The sequence below is a fragment of the Bradyrhizobium sp. SZCCT0148 genome, assembly GCF_018129985.1.
Classification (GTDB): Bacteria; Pseudomonadota; Alphaproteobacteria; order Rhizobiales; family Xanthobacteraceae; genus Bradyrhizobium; species Bradyrhizobium japonicum_H.
On the sequence record NZ_JAFCKT010000014.1, the window covers coordinates 112,401 to 128,479 of the forward strand.

General features: G+C 56.3%; 12 protein-coding genes and 1 pseudogene. 5 read left to right on the forward strand and 8 right to left on the reverse strand.

Annotated features, from left to right (window positions below; translation table 11 throughout):
• The first annotated feature begins 134 nt into the window (after positions 1 to 134).
• The 3 genes from JQ580_RS28850 to JQ580_RS28860 all read left to right on the forward strand — a co-directional run bounded on the left by JQ580_RS28850 (position 135) and on the right by JQ580_RS28860 (position 4,443).
• Positions 135 to 2,048, forward strand: coding sequence for an SDR family NAD(P)-dependent oxidoreductase (locus tag JQ580_RS28850; RefSeq protein WP_212283995.1), 1,914 nt, complete (start codon positions 135 to 137; stop codon positions 2,046 to 2,048).
• Between the two features lie 251 nt (positions 2,049 to 2,299).
• A complete protein-coding gene (locus JQ580_RS28855; RefSeq protein ID WP_212283997.1) occupies positions 2,300 to 3,361 on the forward strand; it encodes a Gfo/Idh/MocA family protein in 1,062 nt (353 codons plus the stop codon).
• Positions 3,362 to 4,104: 743 nt separating this feature from the next.
• Positions 4,105 to 4,443, forward strand: a complete 339-nt coding sequence (locus JQ580_RS28860; protein ID WP_212283999.1) for a hypothetical protein — start codon at positions 4,105 to 4,107, stop codon at positions 4,441 to 4,443.
• A gap of 159 nt (positions 4,444 to 4,602) precedes the next feature.
• Here the strand turns inward: JQ580_RS28860 and JQ580_RS28865 are convergent, their stop codons facing one another.
• The 7 genes and pseudogenes from JQ580_RS28865 to JQ580_RS28895 form a co-directional block, all read right to left on the reverse strand.
• Positions 4,603 to 5,343 carry a hypothetical protein gene (locus tag JQ580_RS28865; RefSeq protein WP_212284000.1) on the reverse strand — a complete coding sequence of 247 codons (741 nt, stop codon included), beginning with the start codon at positions 5,341 to 5,343 and terminating at the stop codon, positions 4,603 to 4,605.
• Between the two features lie 263 nt (positions 5,344 to 5,606).
• A complete protein-coding gene (locus JQ580_RS28870) occupies positions 5,607 to 6,353 on the reverse strand; it encodes a hypothetical protein (protein WP_212284002.1) in 747 nt (248 codons plus the stop codon).
• A gap of 565 nt (positions 6,354 to 6,918) precedes the next feature.
• On the reverse strand, positions 6,919 to 8,103 hold the full coding sequence (locus JQ580_RS28875) for a hypothetical protein (RefSeq protein ID WP_212284003.1): 1,185 nt from the start codon (positions 8,101 to 8,103) through the stop codon (positions 6,919 to 6,921).
• A gap of 1,353 nt (positions 8,104 to 9,456) precedes the next feature.
• Entirely contained in the window at positions 9,457 to 10,239 is a 783-nt protein-coding gene (locus JQ580_RS28880; RefSeq protein ID WP_212284005.1) for a YdcF family protein, read from the reverse strand.
• Between the two features lie 581 nt (positions 10,240 to 10,820).
• Positions 10,821 to 11,291, reverse strand: a complete 471-nt coding sequence (locus JQ580_RS28885; RefSeq protein ID WP_249134508.1) for a hypothetical protein — start codon at positions 11,289 to 11,291, stop codon at positions 10,821 to 10,823.
• Positions 11,288 to 12,460, reverse strand: coding sequence for an ERF family protein (locus JQ580_RS28890; protein ID WP_212284007.1), 1,173 nt, complete (start codon positions 12,458 to 12,460; stop codon positions 11,288 to 11,290). Before JQ580_RS28890 ends, JQ580_RS28885 begins: the two co-directional genes overlap by 4 nt.
• Positions 12,444 to 13,198: pseudogene (locus JQ580_RS28895) on the reverse strand (YqaJ viral recombinase family protein). Before JQ580_RS28895 ends, JQ580_RS28890 begins: the two are co-directional and overlap by 17 nt.
• A gap of 501 nt (positions 13,199 to 13,699) precedes the next feature.
• Here JQ580_RS28895 and JQ580_RS28900 point away from each other — a divergent pair.
• Together JQ580_RS28900 and JQ580_RS28905 are read left to right on the forward strand one after the other, a co-directional pair.
• Complete coding sequence (locus tag JQ580_RS28900) at positions 13,700 to 14,260, forward strand: D-glycero-alpha-D-manno-heptose-1,7-bisphosphate 7-phosphatase (protein WP_212284009.1); 561 nt, start codon at positions 13,700 to 13,702, stop codon at positions 14,258 to 14,260.
• A gap of 475 nt (positions 14,261 to 14,735) precedes the next feature.
• Complete coding sequence (locus JQ580_RS28905; RefSeq protein WP_212284011.1) at positions 14,736 to 14,873, forward strand: hypothetical protein; 138 nt, start codon at positions 14,736 to 14,738, stop codon at positions 14,871 to 14,873.
• A gap of 524 nt (positions 14,874 to 15,397) precedes the next feature.
• On the opposite strand, the gene JQ580_RS28910 is transcribed toward JQ580_RS28905, so the two are convergent.
• The gene (locus JQ580_RS28910) at positions 15,398 to 15,604 is read right to left on the reverse strand and encodes a hypothetical protein (RefSeq protein ID WP_212284013.1); all 207 of its coding nucleotides are present in this window, start codon (positions 15,602 to 15,604) and stop codon (positions 15,398 to 15,400) included.
• Positions 15,605 to 16,079 lie beyond the last annotated feature (475 nt).

Genomic DNA, 16,079 nt, shown 5'->3' on the forward strand with positions numbered 1-16,079 from the left:
CGACTTCGTCAGCGTGGCTCAAAAGGCGGAGAAGATCGGGAAGCTGGTTCTTGAGCGGCCGCTGGCAAGTTTAGCGCAGATGGGCTATCAGCCCAGGGCAGCTTGCATCTAACTGGGTTTTCATCGGTCGGCGGATGACGCGTTTTTCGCACCTTACCTCGCGCAATCTCCTGATTGCGCTCCACGACCTGCTGGCGACCGCAGCGGCGCTTTTTGCCGCCTTCTATCTGCGATTCGAGGGCGGCGATGGCTTCTTCGACCGACTGCCGCTGCTGTTCCAGATCCTGCCCTACTTCCTCGCCTTCAGCGTGGTCGTGTTCTTCATCTTCAACCTGACCACGACGAAATGGCGCTTCATCTCGCTGCCTGACGCGCTGAACATCATCCGCGTCGCGACCGTGCTGACGGTCGCCCTGCTGGTGCTCGACTACATCTTCGTTGCCCCCAACGTCCGCGGCGCCTTCTTCCTTGGCAAAGCGACGATCGTTCTCTACTGGTTCCTTGAGATCTCCTTCCTCAGCGCGTTGCGCATGGCCTACCGCTACTTCCGCTATACGCGAGTGCGACGTCATGCGCGAGACGGAGAAGCGGCACCGACGCTGCTCATCGGTCGCGCCGCGGATGCCGAGGTGCTCCTGCGCGGCATCGAGAGCGGAGCAATCAAGCGCATCTGGCCGGTCGGCGTGCTGTCGCCGTCGATCGCGGATCGCGGCCAGTTCATCCGCAACGTGCCGGTGTTGGGCGGTGTGGACGACGTCGAGGACGTCATCGCCGACTTAATAAGGCGCAACAAGCCCATCGCCCGCCTCGTCATGACGCCCTCGGCATTCGAGCCGGAAGCGCGTCCGGAATCAATCCTGATGCGGGCGCGCAAGCTCGGAGTGATCGTCAACCGGATGCCCTCGCTCGAGAGCGGCGATGCACCGCGGCTCACGGCCGTCGCGGTCGAGGACCTCCTGCTGCGGCCGAGCGAGACGATCGACTATGCGCGCCTCGAAGCGCTGATCAACGGCAAGGCGGTGATCGTCACCGGCGGCGGCGGCTCGATCGGGTCGGAGATCTGCGAGCGCGTCGTCGCCTTCGGCGCCGCGCGGCTCCTGATCGTGGAGAACTCTGAGCCGGCGCTCTACGCGATCACCGAAGCGCTCGCCGCGCGGGGCGCGTCCGCCGAGATCGAAGGGCGGATTGCCGACATTCGCGACCGCGAGCGCATCACGCGCCTGATGACCGAATTCAAGCCGGACATCGTATTCCACGCTGCCGCGCTCAAGCACGTGCCGATCCTCGAGCGCGACTGGAGTGAAGGCGTCAAGACCAACATCTTCGGCTCGATCAACGTCGCGGATGCCGCCGTTGCCGCCGGCGCCGAGGCCATGGTGATGATCTCGACCGACAAGGCGATCGAGCCGGTGTCGATGCTCGGCCTGACCAAGCGTTTTGCCGAGATGTACTGCCAGGCGCTGGATCACGATCTCGCTGCCGGGTCGCACGGCGCCAAGCCGCCGATGCGCCTGATCTCGGTCCGGTTCGGCAACGTGCTGGCCTCGAACGGCTCGGTGGTCCCGAAGTTCAAGGCCCAGATCGAGGCCGGCGGGCCGGTCACGGTGACGCATCCCGACATGGTCCGCTACTTCATGACCATCCGCGAGGCCTGCGATCTCGTCATCACTGCGGCCACGCATGCGATCGGAACGCATCGTCCCGACGTCTCGGTGTACGTGCTCAATATGGGGCAGCCGGTGAAGATCGTCGATCTCGCCGAGCGCATGATCCGCCTGTCCGGACTGCAGCCCGGCTACGACATCGAGATCGTGTTCACCGGCATGCGGCCGGGCGAGCGCCTGCATGAGATCCTGTTCGCCACCGAAGAGCCGACCCGTGAGATCGGCGTCGCCGGCATCATGGCCGCGCAGCCGAACGAGCCGCCGATGCAGACGCTGCGCAAATGGATCGTGGCGCTGGAGCAGGCGATCGCGCGCGACGATCGCGCCACCATCAGGACCATCCTGAAGGATGCGGTGCCCGAATTCGGGTCGACCGCGGCCTGACGCGATATCGTAGCTTGCAGTGTCTGCCAAGGTGAGGAGTAGACTCGTACGCCGCCCAGCTACCTCGGGACTATGGGCAAAGAGTGAGATACATTTGGTAAGAATTGGCCGCGGCACGTGTTACGAATTCGGTTCGGTTATCAACCCTACGGCGTTTTGACGATCTTAGCAGATTCTTGCTTCTATGCACCTTTGATGAGTAGAGTGCATGTGGTGATCCGTCTGGATCACGATTTCCCAAGGAGACTGCCGTGATCAGGTTTGGCCTGCTGGGATGTGGGCGAATAGCAAAGCGTCATTCTGACCTGCTTGGCCGCAATCAAATTGCCGGCGCTAAACTGGTGGCTGTCTGCGACACCGACCGAGCGCGCGCTGATGCTGTTGCTACTAAATTCGGTGTATTTTCTCACTACAATGCAGAAGACCTGTTATCTCGCGTGGATATTGACGCTGTAGCGGTACTAACCCCAAGTGGCCTTCATCCTAAACATGCCATCGCGTGCGCGAGAGCTGGAAAACATGTGGTGGTGGAGAAGCCGATGGCCCTGCGCCTTCAAGATGCCGACGATATGATCCGGGCTTGCGATGAGGCTGGGGTGAAGCTTTTTGTGGTCAAGCAGAATAGGTTTAACGTACCTATCTTAAAGGCGCGCGATGCACTCGATGCGGGTCGGTTCGGAAAGCTCGTATTGGGCACCGTAAGGGTGCGTTGGTGCCGGGACCAAGCCTACTATGATCAGGATGCATGGCGCGGCACTTGGGCATATGATGGTGGAGTACTTACCAACCAAGCCAGTCATCACATCGACATGCTGGAATGGTTCTTCGGTGATGTCGTCAGTGTTCATGCACGAGGTATTACGGCACTTGTAAATACTGAGACGGAAGACACCGCTGTAGCGACGCTAAAATTCAGAAGTGGCGCTCTAGGCATAATTGAGGCCACGACTGCTGCGCGTCCGGTGGACCTTGAAGGCTCTCTTTCGATTTTGGGTGAAGGAGGAGTTGTGGAAGTTGGCGGATTTGCGATGAACCAAATTCGCCACTGGCGCTTCAAGGCTGAGCTACCTGCGGACAGGGAAGTCATTGAAAGGTTCTCCGTGAACCCGCCGAATGTCTACGGCTTTGGCCATCAAGCCTACTATCAGCACGTCGTCGAGTGTCTTTCCAACCGCCGCGCAGCCCTCGTCGATGGACTTGAAGGTCGGAAAAGCCTGGAGCTCATTTCAGCACTTTATGAATCTATCGAGACCGGAGAGGAAGTCGCCTTGCGCTTCATGCCGCGGCGGAGCCGGCTCGGGGTCGGCATGTGAAGCAGCCGACACACGTTCCACGGATAAAGCGGTGACGTGGTGCTTGGCAAACGCATGATAGTTCAACGGTCCTTGTGCGTGGTGAAACTGGCGAGATATTGCAATCGCAACTATTTTGCCCCATTCTTAACGGCTGAATTTTGCCCCGGATCGGTTGCCTTTGACTACCTAGGTCCAAGCGAGAGTTTAGATTAGGATAAGGCTAGTCAAATGCTTAGTTTTTTCTCTCGGCTCCAAGGGAAATTTAAAAGGATGAGGATGGCTCACAAAGAAGTCTGGCGTCGTCGACGACAGATCAGGGGATGGAAGCGTATGCTGCTTGCTTGTCACGAATGGGCTGACAGCATTGATCACGCAGATTCGAGACTAGCTCTTCTGTCAATGGCCGAGAATTACCGGAATGCGATCAATAATTCACGCGGAGATTCAAATCGGCCGCCCCGAGCATCAAGTTCTTGAAATAACTGGGAAAAACGACAAAAGTCAAGTTCCTAACGGTTTGTTAACTATAGTATTTCAAGCTCTACTTAAGCTACGCTTAAGGAAGCTATGAGCCAGACCGCTCGTTCAATAGTACTCGAATATGATGTCCGGCTACGGCCTCCTCGCGGCGGCCGTCAGTTTGTTATCTGCTACAAGAACAATCTCAACCAACCATCTTCCGAGGCGATATTGCAGCCTGCACGAGAGGGTTGCCAAATTGAGAAGATTCGCCGCAAGATTGGATCATGTAGGAGGAGGCAATGTCTTCACTCGACATCGCGAGACCGCGCCAGCGCGGCTCCTGGCCGTTGACCATCCAAGTCTGCCCTACGATAATCGATGGAATAGCCTACTGGCTCCTAAAATGGGTAGTGCTTTTGGCAGACGGGATAGTTAGAAAATGCCCGATCCTAATTGAAAAAAGCGCCCAAGGCATGTTGCATTCTGGGAGGATAAGCCTCTCAGAAAAACAGGGGATGGATGGATGGCATCTCGCTGAGGACAAGGCTGGATATTTGTATGCATATTTCGATGATTCGAGTTCCCGCGGTAGTGCTGAAATCGATGAGACGGAAAGCTCGCTTCTCCCGCAGTTATAGTGAGAGCGATGGACCAATAAGTAATGTTGGGATGCAGTGATTCGACTTAGCCATGCTTTTTGGATTGTACTGATGCAAGGTCCTAAGCTTGCAGTTCGATGGAAGCGCCAGGAACGGCCGCTTGGCTCATGTGTCGCGCCTATCTAGCTCCATCAAGTCTCACTTGTTCAAGCCAACCTCTGAGGCGTTTGAGAGGCCATTGAGAGCTTGCTCAATCGCTCTGGCGACCATTACCGCGGAACGCTCATCCATATGCATACCGTCTGGCCATCGCAGTTCGCTCTTAGCCAGTGTCAGGTGTAGCCAATCCTGCGAATTACCAAAGCGGTCAGATGCGAACTGACGCGTTTCGCGAACAAGCTGCCCATGCTCCAGCAGGTCCGCGTAAGGCAGTTCAAAAAGCAGAACCCGTGCGCCCCCACTTCGTGCCGCTGATACCAGCAGCGCAAGCTCATCGATATTACTTTCTAATGCGGCAGTCACGTCCTGGTCAAAAGCTTTAGCCGCCCGGGCAAGGTAAATTTGGTTGTTGTATTCAACAGCTGGCGCAGCCAACAGCCGATTAGCTGCCGCATTTGATGCGTTGCGTTTCCGCTGAGCGTGCTGCCAATTTTCGTACGCCGCGACCGCCATGCGGACAGGGCGAAAGAGGGGATTGGTCCTAGCACGCGAAAAACTCTCGATCAGTCTCTCATCGGCCTCTTTAGACAGCAAATTCGACTCGACCAAAATTGTCCTGGGAAGCCTCTGGCTATCTAGGAGCAGGAAACGCAAACCGGTCAAAGGAGAGCCTCCACCAATCGCAAGATTTCGTACATCTAGCCCGTCGAAATAATCCTCTCTGATCCGTGCAGTCAGTGAGCTTCCCAAAAGAACGGCCTCAGGAATGGGCTCACTCACATAACGATTTAGGGCGACAAGCGCTCCGTCTCGGGCTGTTATCGCAGGCGCTTGCATCCAACTGGGCAGGAATGGTTTTGCAGCAACGCAAACCCCCAGAATGACCGCCGCCGCGACCGCGCACTTGAGGGTCCACCTAACGCTGCTTTCATTATGCATTTGCGAGCCACTAGCATCCAAGGATTTACTCGGCAAACCGCCCCTGACGGGATGTTTGAGCCCCCTAGTGCGGTCGTCGGAACGCATACTTTCCTACGCGATCGTCAACTCAGAATTCGGATTTGAATGTCCTCAATGCGAGCGAACTTGACAAACTGTCGGTGAAAGTTCTCATTTCGGCCAAACGCTAGCACATCGATTTGGTTGGGTTTGTTGAGGAAAACGTACGCCAAGTAACATCCGCAAAACGTCGAAGTGTCCGGAATGTTTACTAAGTCTTGAGGAATGAGAACTGGTCCGCTCTCGATTTGAAACGCACCGGCGCGTCTGCTGATGTGGCTGACTGGAAACTCTAAAATCCAAAGCTCACTACCCTTCACCGTCAGTCGAGCTGATAAGGGCCACTGCCGCTCAATCTCCGCTTGGTCTATGGCCTCTGGATCGACGGGACTTGATTTGCGCTGCGGCGCGAAGATATCAAACAACGAGAATGCAGTATCGTTATCAGCTTCGCTATCTTCAATTTCTGAAGCTCCACCCCTCCTAATAATCGCATGACGTTTTTGCGTAGCGACTAGCTGATACGAGTAAGGCGGGTCTTTCGGCAAACGGCCCATCCCGAAGATTTCCCCTGCCATTACAGCAGGCGCTAAATAGATACCATCCGTTCCCTCACAACAGGCCGCAGCAACAACCCGCCAGCTTCCTTTGATACCCGCCTTCGTCGTCCAGAAAATGCGCGCTCGCTCGAAATCTAAAGCTTGCATTGACGATGCTTCCGAGCAGCGACCAAGAGCTGCGGCGATACTGGCAGAACCTCCGACAAGCAGTGCAGAACGTCGATTTATCATTGAGCGATCCCAGGGTGGATGAACTGCCTTCTCGATGGCCGGCCGGCTCGGCGACTTCCTAGCGCTACGATAGCCGATAGTCCAAGAAGAAAGTAGCCGGAAGCGCCGGAATGGTTGGTGGTCACTGGCGGGGAAACAATGATGACATTGATGTTGGCGCTCCAGTTATCGCTATGCTCGCTTTGCTCTCGGTCGCTGCGTCAATCTCGCAGGTGCGACCACAGTGGACATAAGATCTCTCTGCGATTTGTCCGGAGCGGCAGGACTAAAAAGTAGCCTGCTGGCCGTGCGTGTACGGGGGATGTCGAGAGAGCTTGGGACGGGGCGCAAGTCAGGCCGTTCGTCCTCGATGGACGCGGAGCGGGGCGCCGACTGCACCAAGGATTGTCTAATACTGCGGAGTTCACCTCTCTCTTACCGACGCAAACAACCGCCCGCGTGAACCGGCTATTTCGGAGTCGTCCATGAAAGATCGGCTAGCTTTCGAGCCGACGGGGGTTCTCGAGGCACATGCGTACCACTCACAAATCCGCGATGGCGTTTGGCCAAACGCTGCTGACAAACTTCACTTAGCACTAGCGCTACAAAATCCCTCTGCGTCGGAAGACAGCCTCGCCGTTTCCTCGCGAGGCCGCATCAACCGAGCGAACGAAAGCGTCCACATGGAGAGCATCGCAATTGGAACGGCATAGTAGGGCGTGAAGATTGGATGACTTAGAAAGAAGCCGAGATTGATTAAGAGATTGCCTGCAACGAGGATGCCGATTTGACGTGCTGACCCACCGACGGCACGCAGCAACCACAAGGTCCACCCGATCACCAGTGCGATCAGGAGCGACTGCGTATCACGCAAATACTGCCCGAGAACCGTGACGCTAAATCCGGGACCAACGGCGTCGGTTGCGCCGTATGTCGTGGCAAACGGGCTACCGGCGTTAATCGCCTGGGCAATCAGCGTCGGCAACATTCCGATAGCAACGCCGACTCCAAAACCGAAGCCATCAAGAAATTTCGCTAACGTGCGCGACCTCAGGAAGGTCACGGCGAGAAACACGCAATAGCCGGCCGCGAGCAGGATGTTAGCCAGCCTGAAATTTACCGACACTCCGAGCAGGACGCCTATGATTCCAATCAGCCACGGGCTCTGCCGCGTCCTGGTAAGCCATAAGGCCGTTAGAAAGCCAAGAATGCCGCAGAGCACCAGGGTAGGCGCCACCGAATAGCTCGCCTTCCCTGGGTTGATCATTCCATAGACGGTGAGCGCTCCGAAGAGGCCAGCCCCAATTACGGGAGGCAACTCCTTTGCCATGAAGATGCCCACGAGTGCGAAGCCGCAAACGATTGAGCTGGCGGTGATGTAGAGCGGGGTCACCTGGAAGCCTTGCGGGAACGCCGCCAACAAAAAGCCGGTTCCAGGCGGGTATTGCAGAACGATCTTACCGCCCGACTTTTCAACGTGGCACGGCCACCGTTTAGGACTTTCGGGATCTGGAAACCCAATTTCCTGCAACCTGCTTACAAAATGCTGGTCGTCGTCCATCGTTACATCTGTGTTGAACCCGTTGAAGCCAAAGCGTTGAAAAAGATGAGCCTGTCTCAAGTAACAGACATCGTCATAGACGCCTCGGGCCTCGCTCCAGCGCAACATCGTAACCGTGTGGCTAGCGAGCACCGCCAAGCATACAAAACTCAGGACAAATTTGGCGGCCGTCAATGGCAAGCTCATTGATTCGCGCGAAATTATCTGCATTTTCTCAGCTCCCGTGCAAAATTAACCCGGCCAGCGCGGGGACCGCAAGCATTCCATTTTTATGAGAGATTCACCTCCGGCGACCAACGTATTGCTCACGCAGATAACCGGCCCGATGAAAACTACTTCGGTCAATGCCCGGCATGGGCGTGCATGGTACAGCCGTATGTGCTCGAAGACGTCCTGAGTTGACTTGACGAGTGACCAAGTTACACGGCCCCCTTCACTCGAGGAGCCAGCGGCCGCCAAGGTATACGGCGCCTAAGGCGATGCGGTATTCCGTACAACCAATCATGAGAGCATAAAGCGGTGCCGCCTCTGACACCGTTTTCATCTAACCTTTGCTTTCCTTCGAAACAGCCAAATTACGACCGCATTCGCCTCGTCAAGCATGCGGGAAGCAAGCAGCCCTAGTGTTGCCCTGGTGCACGAAGGCGTGGTTCGTTCCGAGTAGCCCGGTTCGGCGAAGTGGACGATGCTATTCTTTACGTCTACGCCCCGGATGATAACTGCAGGGGTGGAAATTGAAGACGAGTTTGCGCTGCACATCTCAATCATAGCCTGGAAGATCGTGAGATCAACAGCCACGCCGGAAACATGTCATCCACCAGGTATAAACTAGGGACGTCAGCCATCAGCGCTGGTGTGTCCTAGCTGAGGTCGGGCGTTCCACCCATGAGGAGGTAATTGCTCCACCCCCCCCCAATTTTCATTTGAAAGCGCTTTTGCGCAGTGACATGAGCACTTTCCTCGGATCTAGGCGCCGACAGTTTTTGATATCAAATGACGTATTTCCAGCTCTTAGGCATCCCCTGTGTTTTCTGCTTCCAAATCATCTCGTATTCGGCGCAACAGTAAGACTCAGAGCTCAGCTGCGAAAAAGCTACTTCTAAGCCGCCCTTTTGCTGATAACTTACGGCTATACTTCGTGGCCATTGGATGCATTCTTGCGTATCGTTGCAGCAAGGACTGTTAAGTGGCCCAACGTGATGAGGGTATGATTTCTTAATCTGATGACGGCCTCGATGATTTGGTTCACATCAACGCTGTACAAAAGGCGCGCTACAATGACATGCTAGCCAGAGAGCGCATTAGCTGAGACTCAGGGAAGTTTGGCCAACGCCTCTTTGCACACGAGAAACGCAGGTTAGTTTTCCCATATGATAATCTTTAGGAATTCTAGCAAGGTATTCAGCAAGTTGGGCATATTGGTCGCTTTTGGTGTAATGATATGGCTGCTTGCGAAAATCTGGGGCTTATTGCTCGCACTTGGTGGTTGACTGAAGATCTACCGTGGCAGGCTGCTTAGTAGGTCGCCACCCGCGATTGGCCAATTTAGCTTATCGGTCGCAACTAAGGTGGCATTGCAAAAACGGCATTTCCGGTGATCCAGACAACGGCGAGACCGATCCATTCTCGAGAAGCGGTTTTCAGCTGTCCTAAACGTTTCAATGGGTCCAGACGCCAAAAGCTCTCGATGCCGGTTTGCCAATCCGTCGGAACCGGTTCAACAACGAATCCGACCTTGTGAAAGAGTTTTACCGAGCGCGGCATGTGGTAGGCGGAAGTCACTAGCAACCATCGATCACCCAGTTTCGGCGACGCCAATTGTTTAGCGCGAACGGCATTCTCCGCTGTATTCCGCGCGTCTCGTTCTATCTCGACGCGGCTTCGTGAAATTCCGAGGTCCTCGAATGCTTGAGCGGCAAAATCGGCTTCGCGAATGTCGTTGCCGGTCAAATTGCTGCTACCGCCTGTGTAAATGAGGCGAGCATCTGGATATTGCCGGGCCAACTTTGCAGCAGCAATGAGTCGCGCGAACCCTCGATCTGGAACCGTTTCACCTCGCTCCGCTGAGAGATATTCATCGATGCCGCCACCCAACACTACGATTCCGGTGGGAGCTTCAGGCGTCGGGCTCCAAGCCGGAAATCTATTCTCGAGCGGCACGAGCATGGCTGCGCCGAGGGGGAGCAATCCACAAACAGCCAGAGCATAAAAGGCGCCAAGAATCAAACGAGTTCCAAATCCTGAATGGTGGGTGAGGACAAGCGCTAAGCCAATAACTCCGAGGGAGAAAAATAAGTCTGGCGGTAGCAGCAGCTTGCCGACTGTTTTGGAGATGACGAAGTACATAGGACACCTTCTAGCCCGAACGGCAGAAGCTCGCCGGTTCGCGCTGTCGACGCCTACGACGGGCTGTGCCGGTGGGCACATCAATCTTCTTCAGTGAAGTCAGTTTTCCTCTTTAGGCTGACGCGAGAGGATCACAGTAACGGTTCGGCTGCTCGCCAGCCGTTTTGCGTCATATGTGTAGATATCTGTCAAGTGTTCGATAATCTTCTGGATCATATGCTCACTTCCTCACGTTAGAAGCGTCGTCCCACGCGCCGCGTGGTTTGATTTCGGATCGGAAGTTGTAGCTTCCTCTACATCATCGGTGTCATTCATCCAATCTAGATCATTAACTTATCTTGATGGTCCGTACGTTGAGGCGTCACGCAGTTTTCTTCGATCTTAACGAAGCCTCAACGAGAAAGACTGCTAAACCATAGTCAGGCCGTCACCAGCATCTTCAATCTTTGCATTAGCTCCCGGTCGATTTGCGAGATCTTGCAGCCTCAGCACCATCCACCATCATCGAACGGCGAAGGTTGTTTACCTCCTTGAGCAACATCAGTCGACGAAGTTGTGCTCCGTTCAAAAGAGTCAAACAGTTAGATGATCTCGCGCGCCTGGACGTAAACTTCCACGCTGATCGCGTGTTGATCGAAGCCATGCGCTCGAAGACGTGCGTCGATGTCGAGCGTGGCAGTTGGGTCTAGTTGCCAATCCAGAGCGTTATTTGTGGTGTAGATTGCGGCTACATCCAGGAATTCTGGGGCAATGCCTGCCAGATCTACTCGGCGAAGTGTCATCTCGACGGCCTTTTGGCGATACGTGCTCAAGAGCCTGTGCCGCAAGACCCGGTAGCGTTGCATTTCCCAGGACAACTCAGCGATATCGATCGTGAGGAGCCACTCGGCGGCAGATTTGGGATCAAGGTCGCGGAAGATAACTGCCTGAAGAGCCTGATAGCGCTCGATGCTCTCTCCGGGGAGAAGTTGGGGCGGAGGACATAACGCTTCGTATTGAGGCGGCCAGATGCTGGCGGGATGCGGTTTGAGCAGATCGACCGGACCATTCATTGACCTTGCACTTCTAATGGTGGACGCGGCGGTAGGGCGATCGGCGTGCCTTCCGTCAGATGGATTGGGCTGGCATCCCAAAGCTCCTTTGCTGTCGGCAGTGGCGCAATTTGCAGATTAGTCCACCAAGCTCGTTCATTTCCGTGTCGGTGCAGGGATTGGTGATGAGATCGGCAGAGCGGGACCGTGAACTCTTCGCTGACCTTACGTCCCAAGGATCGTGGCTGGGCGAACTTGAGATGATGCGCATCGGCGGGAGTCTTTTGGCAGACGAGGCACGCCTGGCTGCGGATGAAGGCTAGGTGATCTCTGCTCCGTTTTCGAGGTGGCTCCTTCGAGAAGGCGAGGCCGGCCTGCTCTTGCCGAGCGGGAGCAGCAGCCACATCGATGTTGCTCGATGCCGTTGCAAGGACTTCATCGGGAGGAACGGATGTGGAAGGCGCAGGCTGCTGGTCCGCGGAATAGATGTCGGGCAGACGGGCATCCTCGATCCGCTTTTGATACGCGGCTTCAAGAGCGCGGGCATCCGCCTTCAGAAGAGAGTTCTTGAGCGGAAGACTGGTCTTGGCCCACGCGAGCAGTCCATCGTCATCCTGGGCGGATAGCTGGCCCAGGAGCCCGTCCAGGAGTTCGGCAGAGCGTTCGGGCGGCAATACCGCGGGCCGGTTCAGGACGCCGCCATGCGGCCTCCTTTTCGGCCCTGACGCGGCAAGCGGCTCCGGGGCGGCGGGAGGCCCGGTGACGACGTTAGGCGCGTCTAAATCGTCCTCCCCGGCGATCCCGACTAAGGCAAACAGGGCATATCGGCGGGCATAGGTCAGCGCGGAGCCCATCCGGTGCGGCGCTTCAACTTCTTTCGAGGCGCAGACCGGAAGGTCCGAGGAGATCCATTCCCCGGAGGCGTGGGCAAGCAGGGTGGTGAGATGGATCTGACCGGTGACCTGCTCGATCCGAGTGGTCTGGATGGTGGCGATTTCCTGCTGGCTTAACGTCTTGCGGACGATATCCAGGCCAGAGGCCAGGGACGCATAGCGGAAAGTTCGATCATCCTCCCGCGGGAAGGTCGACCGGATTACGGCGGTCAGGGTCTTTTCGGGGTTCGTTAGTTCCGCTTGGGCTCGGGCGAGGGCGGCTGCGATGGTCCCGATGCGCTCACTGGACTGGTGCATGGGAGCCCTCCGCCGCTTGGGCCTCGAAGCTGATCGCGCCCGACTTCGAGCGTTTGGCTCTGATGCCGTGGCCGGTCGCCTCCTTGGCATCCTCCGGCATCAGCTTTTTCAGATCCGCTTTGGCCGTCTCGTGCTCGCCGTGGGCCTCTCGCGTTCGCAGGTAGATCGCGGTCAGTTCGGCCCATTGATTGGAGGTCGACATATCGACGACCTTAACCGCCTCGAGTCTTGGACGAGGTGTTTCGATATTGAAGAGATTGGGTGGCTCGCCGTTTTGAACGAAGCGCCAAAACTTCTTTTCTGCCGTGACCAGGAGGTGCTGATAAAGCGGATCGGCATGGACCTTGATCTCAACCCATTGCCACCACCGGTGATGATCGAGAGCACCGCGCTGCGGTACGCCGTGACCCACATGTTGTGCTGCAGCTGGGCCATGTGCTTCTCAGCCGCGGCTTCTTCTGTAAAGGCCCAAGGCAGCATGAACTTGGCTTCGAATACGGCGCCGGTTTGCTCGACGGTCCCATCCAGCGTTGCGGCCATCCATTTGTGAATGGGATGACGAACACGTTTTTGGATGTCCTTGACGGTGTGTCCGCTCGCGCGTTGATACCAGGCGCGGTTCAAGACTTCCGTGACGGTCCCGAGTTGAACGATCAAAATATCTGAGAGGTCCTGTGGCTCTGCTTCGCCGCGTTTCTCGCGCCAAAGGCGGATGAGGTCCTCCTGGTCATCTCCCATGATGATGCGGGCGTCCGAGCCGCCGATGAAATGGCGACGTTCGTTGGGGTTGAATCTGATGATATGATTTGGCGCATCTGCGCCATTCCTTTGCACCGTTGTCACCGGTATCTCCTACGCAAGAACAAGCGGCGTCACATGCCGCACTGCCCGAAGCCCCGCGTTCGCGAGGCGAGATACCGGCGCTACAATCGGCGTTGGCGCCCGGTCGACTCAGTAACGCTCCAATCGCGGATGAAGGCCAGTCCTTTTTGCAGCAACATTGTTGCTCGTTTTAGCGGAAGGAATGGCTCTTGTTCTCACGTGCTTAGAGCAAGTGCGAGAGGAGGCGGCCGAATATCAAATCGACAAAACGAAGCCAATTTACGCATGAGCAGCGAAGAGCTTACTGAACTAGAGGCGTGGCGCAGATAACGAACTGTCGAACCGCTGGGGGATGTTGAAACCAAGCAGTATTTGTCGGAAGATCGGCGGGTATCCTTCCAACTTGGGCAGTGAACTTTGAAGCGTCCGGCAGTATTTTTTGATCGTGATGGCGTCCTCAATGAGGACGACGGCTACGCTTTCGATCCGGACAAGATCCGGTGGGTGGAGGGAGCCCAACAGGCCGTCAAAGCGGTCAATGACGCCGGGTATCTTGCGTTTGTCGTGACGAACCAATCAGGAATTGCGAGGGGATTTTACGAGGAGCTGCATGTTCACAATTTGCACGACTGGATGTCGCATGAGCTTGCGATAGTTGGCGCGCATATCGATGCATTCGAATTTTGCCCGCACCACCCCGATGGCTTGATTGAGCGTTACCGTGTTCTCTGCAGTTGCCGTAAGCCGCAGCCGGGGTTGATTAGAGCTCTGCTTGAGCGGTACGCAGTGAATATCGATGCTAGCTTTTTGATCGGCGACAGGCAGAGCGACCTTGCTGCGGCGCAAGCGGCCGGAATAGCAGCCCATCTGTTTGATGGATCAAACCTCCATAGATTCATTGCTCCGTTGTTGACGGATCCATCCTGCCCTCCGGATCAATCACGGTCGCCTCGCGGAGACGCGGGAACGGAGGATTGAGGCCCTGGACTTCGCGACCAAGGGAGCGATTGATTGCTAGGTTGACAGATCAAGGAGGCAATTTGGCGTCAAAGCGACAAATCGAAGCCAACCACGCAAACGCTGCGAAGAGTACTGGCCCGCAAACAAGCGCTGGGAAAGCAACGTCAAGCCGCAATGCCTATCGGCATGGTTTATCGCGTTGGGACGAAGCCGCTGGTTCTGGTCTCGCCGGCTTCGATGTAATCCTCGCGGAGGAGTTCAAAAGCGCGGATATGGAAGCCGCACTTCAAGATCTGGCTCAAGCCAGGGGTCGCCAGAACCGCCTGCGAGCTCTTCGGTTAGGTCTGATCTTAGCAGTGATTGAGGGCGCTGAACCAAAGCAATTGAGATATTTGTCGGGCTTGGAGCGATATGAGAAGACTGCCCTATCGCGGCAACGACGGGCGCTTAAGCGCGTTAAGCGATGCTTCTAATATGAGAGTCAGGAGGTTGCATGAACTACATTTTCCCGCTGCTGGCTGTCGCCATCACCATCGGTCTTTTTGTGCTTTACGCGATGGTGCGGCAGCACTTGCGTCGTTCCCGGCTCACCGATGAGGTTCCTCACTGGCCGGACTCGAGCCTGAGATAGGCGACTTAGCAACTTGAGGTCGCATTTCGGTAGGCGTCGCCGACGAGGGCTATCAGTCGCTACGCCAAGACACATCGAAAAAACCGAATTTTAACTTGCGCCGTCGGGCGAAACAGTGGTTTATGGGGTGCTGGTCCAGCCGCAAATGGAGTTTAGCAAATGGCCGGCGAATGCAAGGCTTTGTCCGATCTGCCGGAAGTAGCCAAGCTCAATGGAGAATTCCGTAGGAACTACGGGAAGCTTCTTGGAGCTTTCTTGTATCTGCGGACGATCAGCGCCGCTCGTGGACGGTCTTGGTTTCGGACCGCTTTGTTTTCAGCCATTGGCTCCGCGGCGCTGACGTGGCTGGGCAAACGGGGTGTTTCGCTATGAGCTCCACAACGGACTGTAAGCAATCGCCGTTTGACGCGGCTCGCAGCAGCGGAGAATCAAAGGGCGGTGCGCGACAATTCGAGCGACCTTTCCCCAAGAGATGGGGCGAGTTCATCTGCAAAGTGGGTAGAGGAAAGCGCTTGAGGAGTCCGCTAAACCACCCCGCCGAAGTCGATGCCTTCCTTGGCGAGCTCCTCAGCTTCCTCGGCGGACGCGGCAGGCTTCGTATCAAGGTAGGGATGCTCAGAAGCCGGCAGGATGGTGCGGATGTTCTGGCCATCGGTCCGCGTGATGCGGGCAACCCAACCCCGTTGGCCGTGCTCAACTCGCTGGATGTGGTACTGCTTGTACGTAATCATGACTCTCGAACGCAACTGACCTTAACTGACCTTCAGATAGCCAGAGTGACGCCGACGCACAATAGGCAGTCTTAAATTCAAGTTAAGATCGCCCCCTGAGACGGCCCCCGGTCGAACTGAAAGGTCAAGAAAAACCCGCCGGCCAAGGGAGCCGGCGGGGAGTTAACTGAGATTGCGACCGGACTTGTGGTCGCGCGCGGAGCCTAGCACAGCGGAACGTCAGCGTGAACGGGCGCAACTTACCCGTTTCCGAGCCGACCCACGCAACCGGCCGGGGCGAGGGGCGGCCGCTGAGAATCAGCCTTATTTTTGAAGCAGAAGATTCGCCGGCAGCTCTGGCCGGGCGGTGTCTGCTGATCGAGCGTCATCTGACAAGTCGTCATCGGAGCTGTAGCGGAGTACGCATACGACGAGGACCGCCTGATTGACGCATGCGCGCGGGCACAATGAGTTCTATGATCGGTCGGGTGGAGGT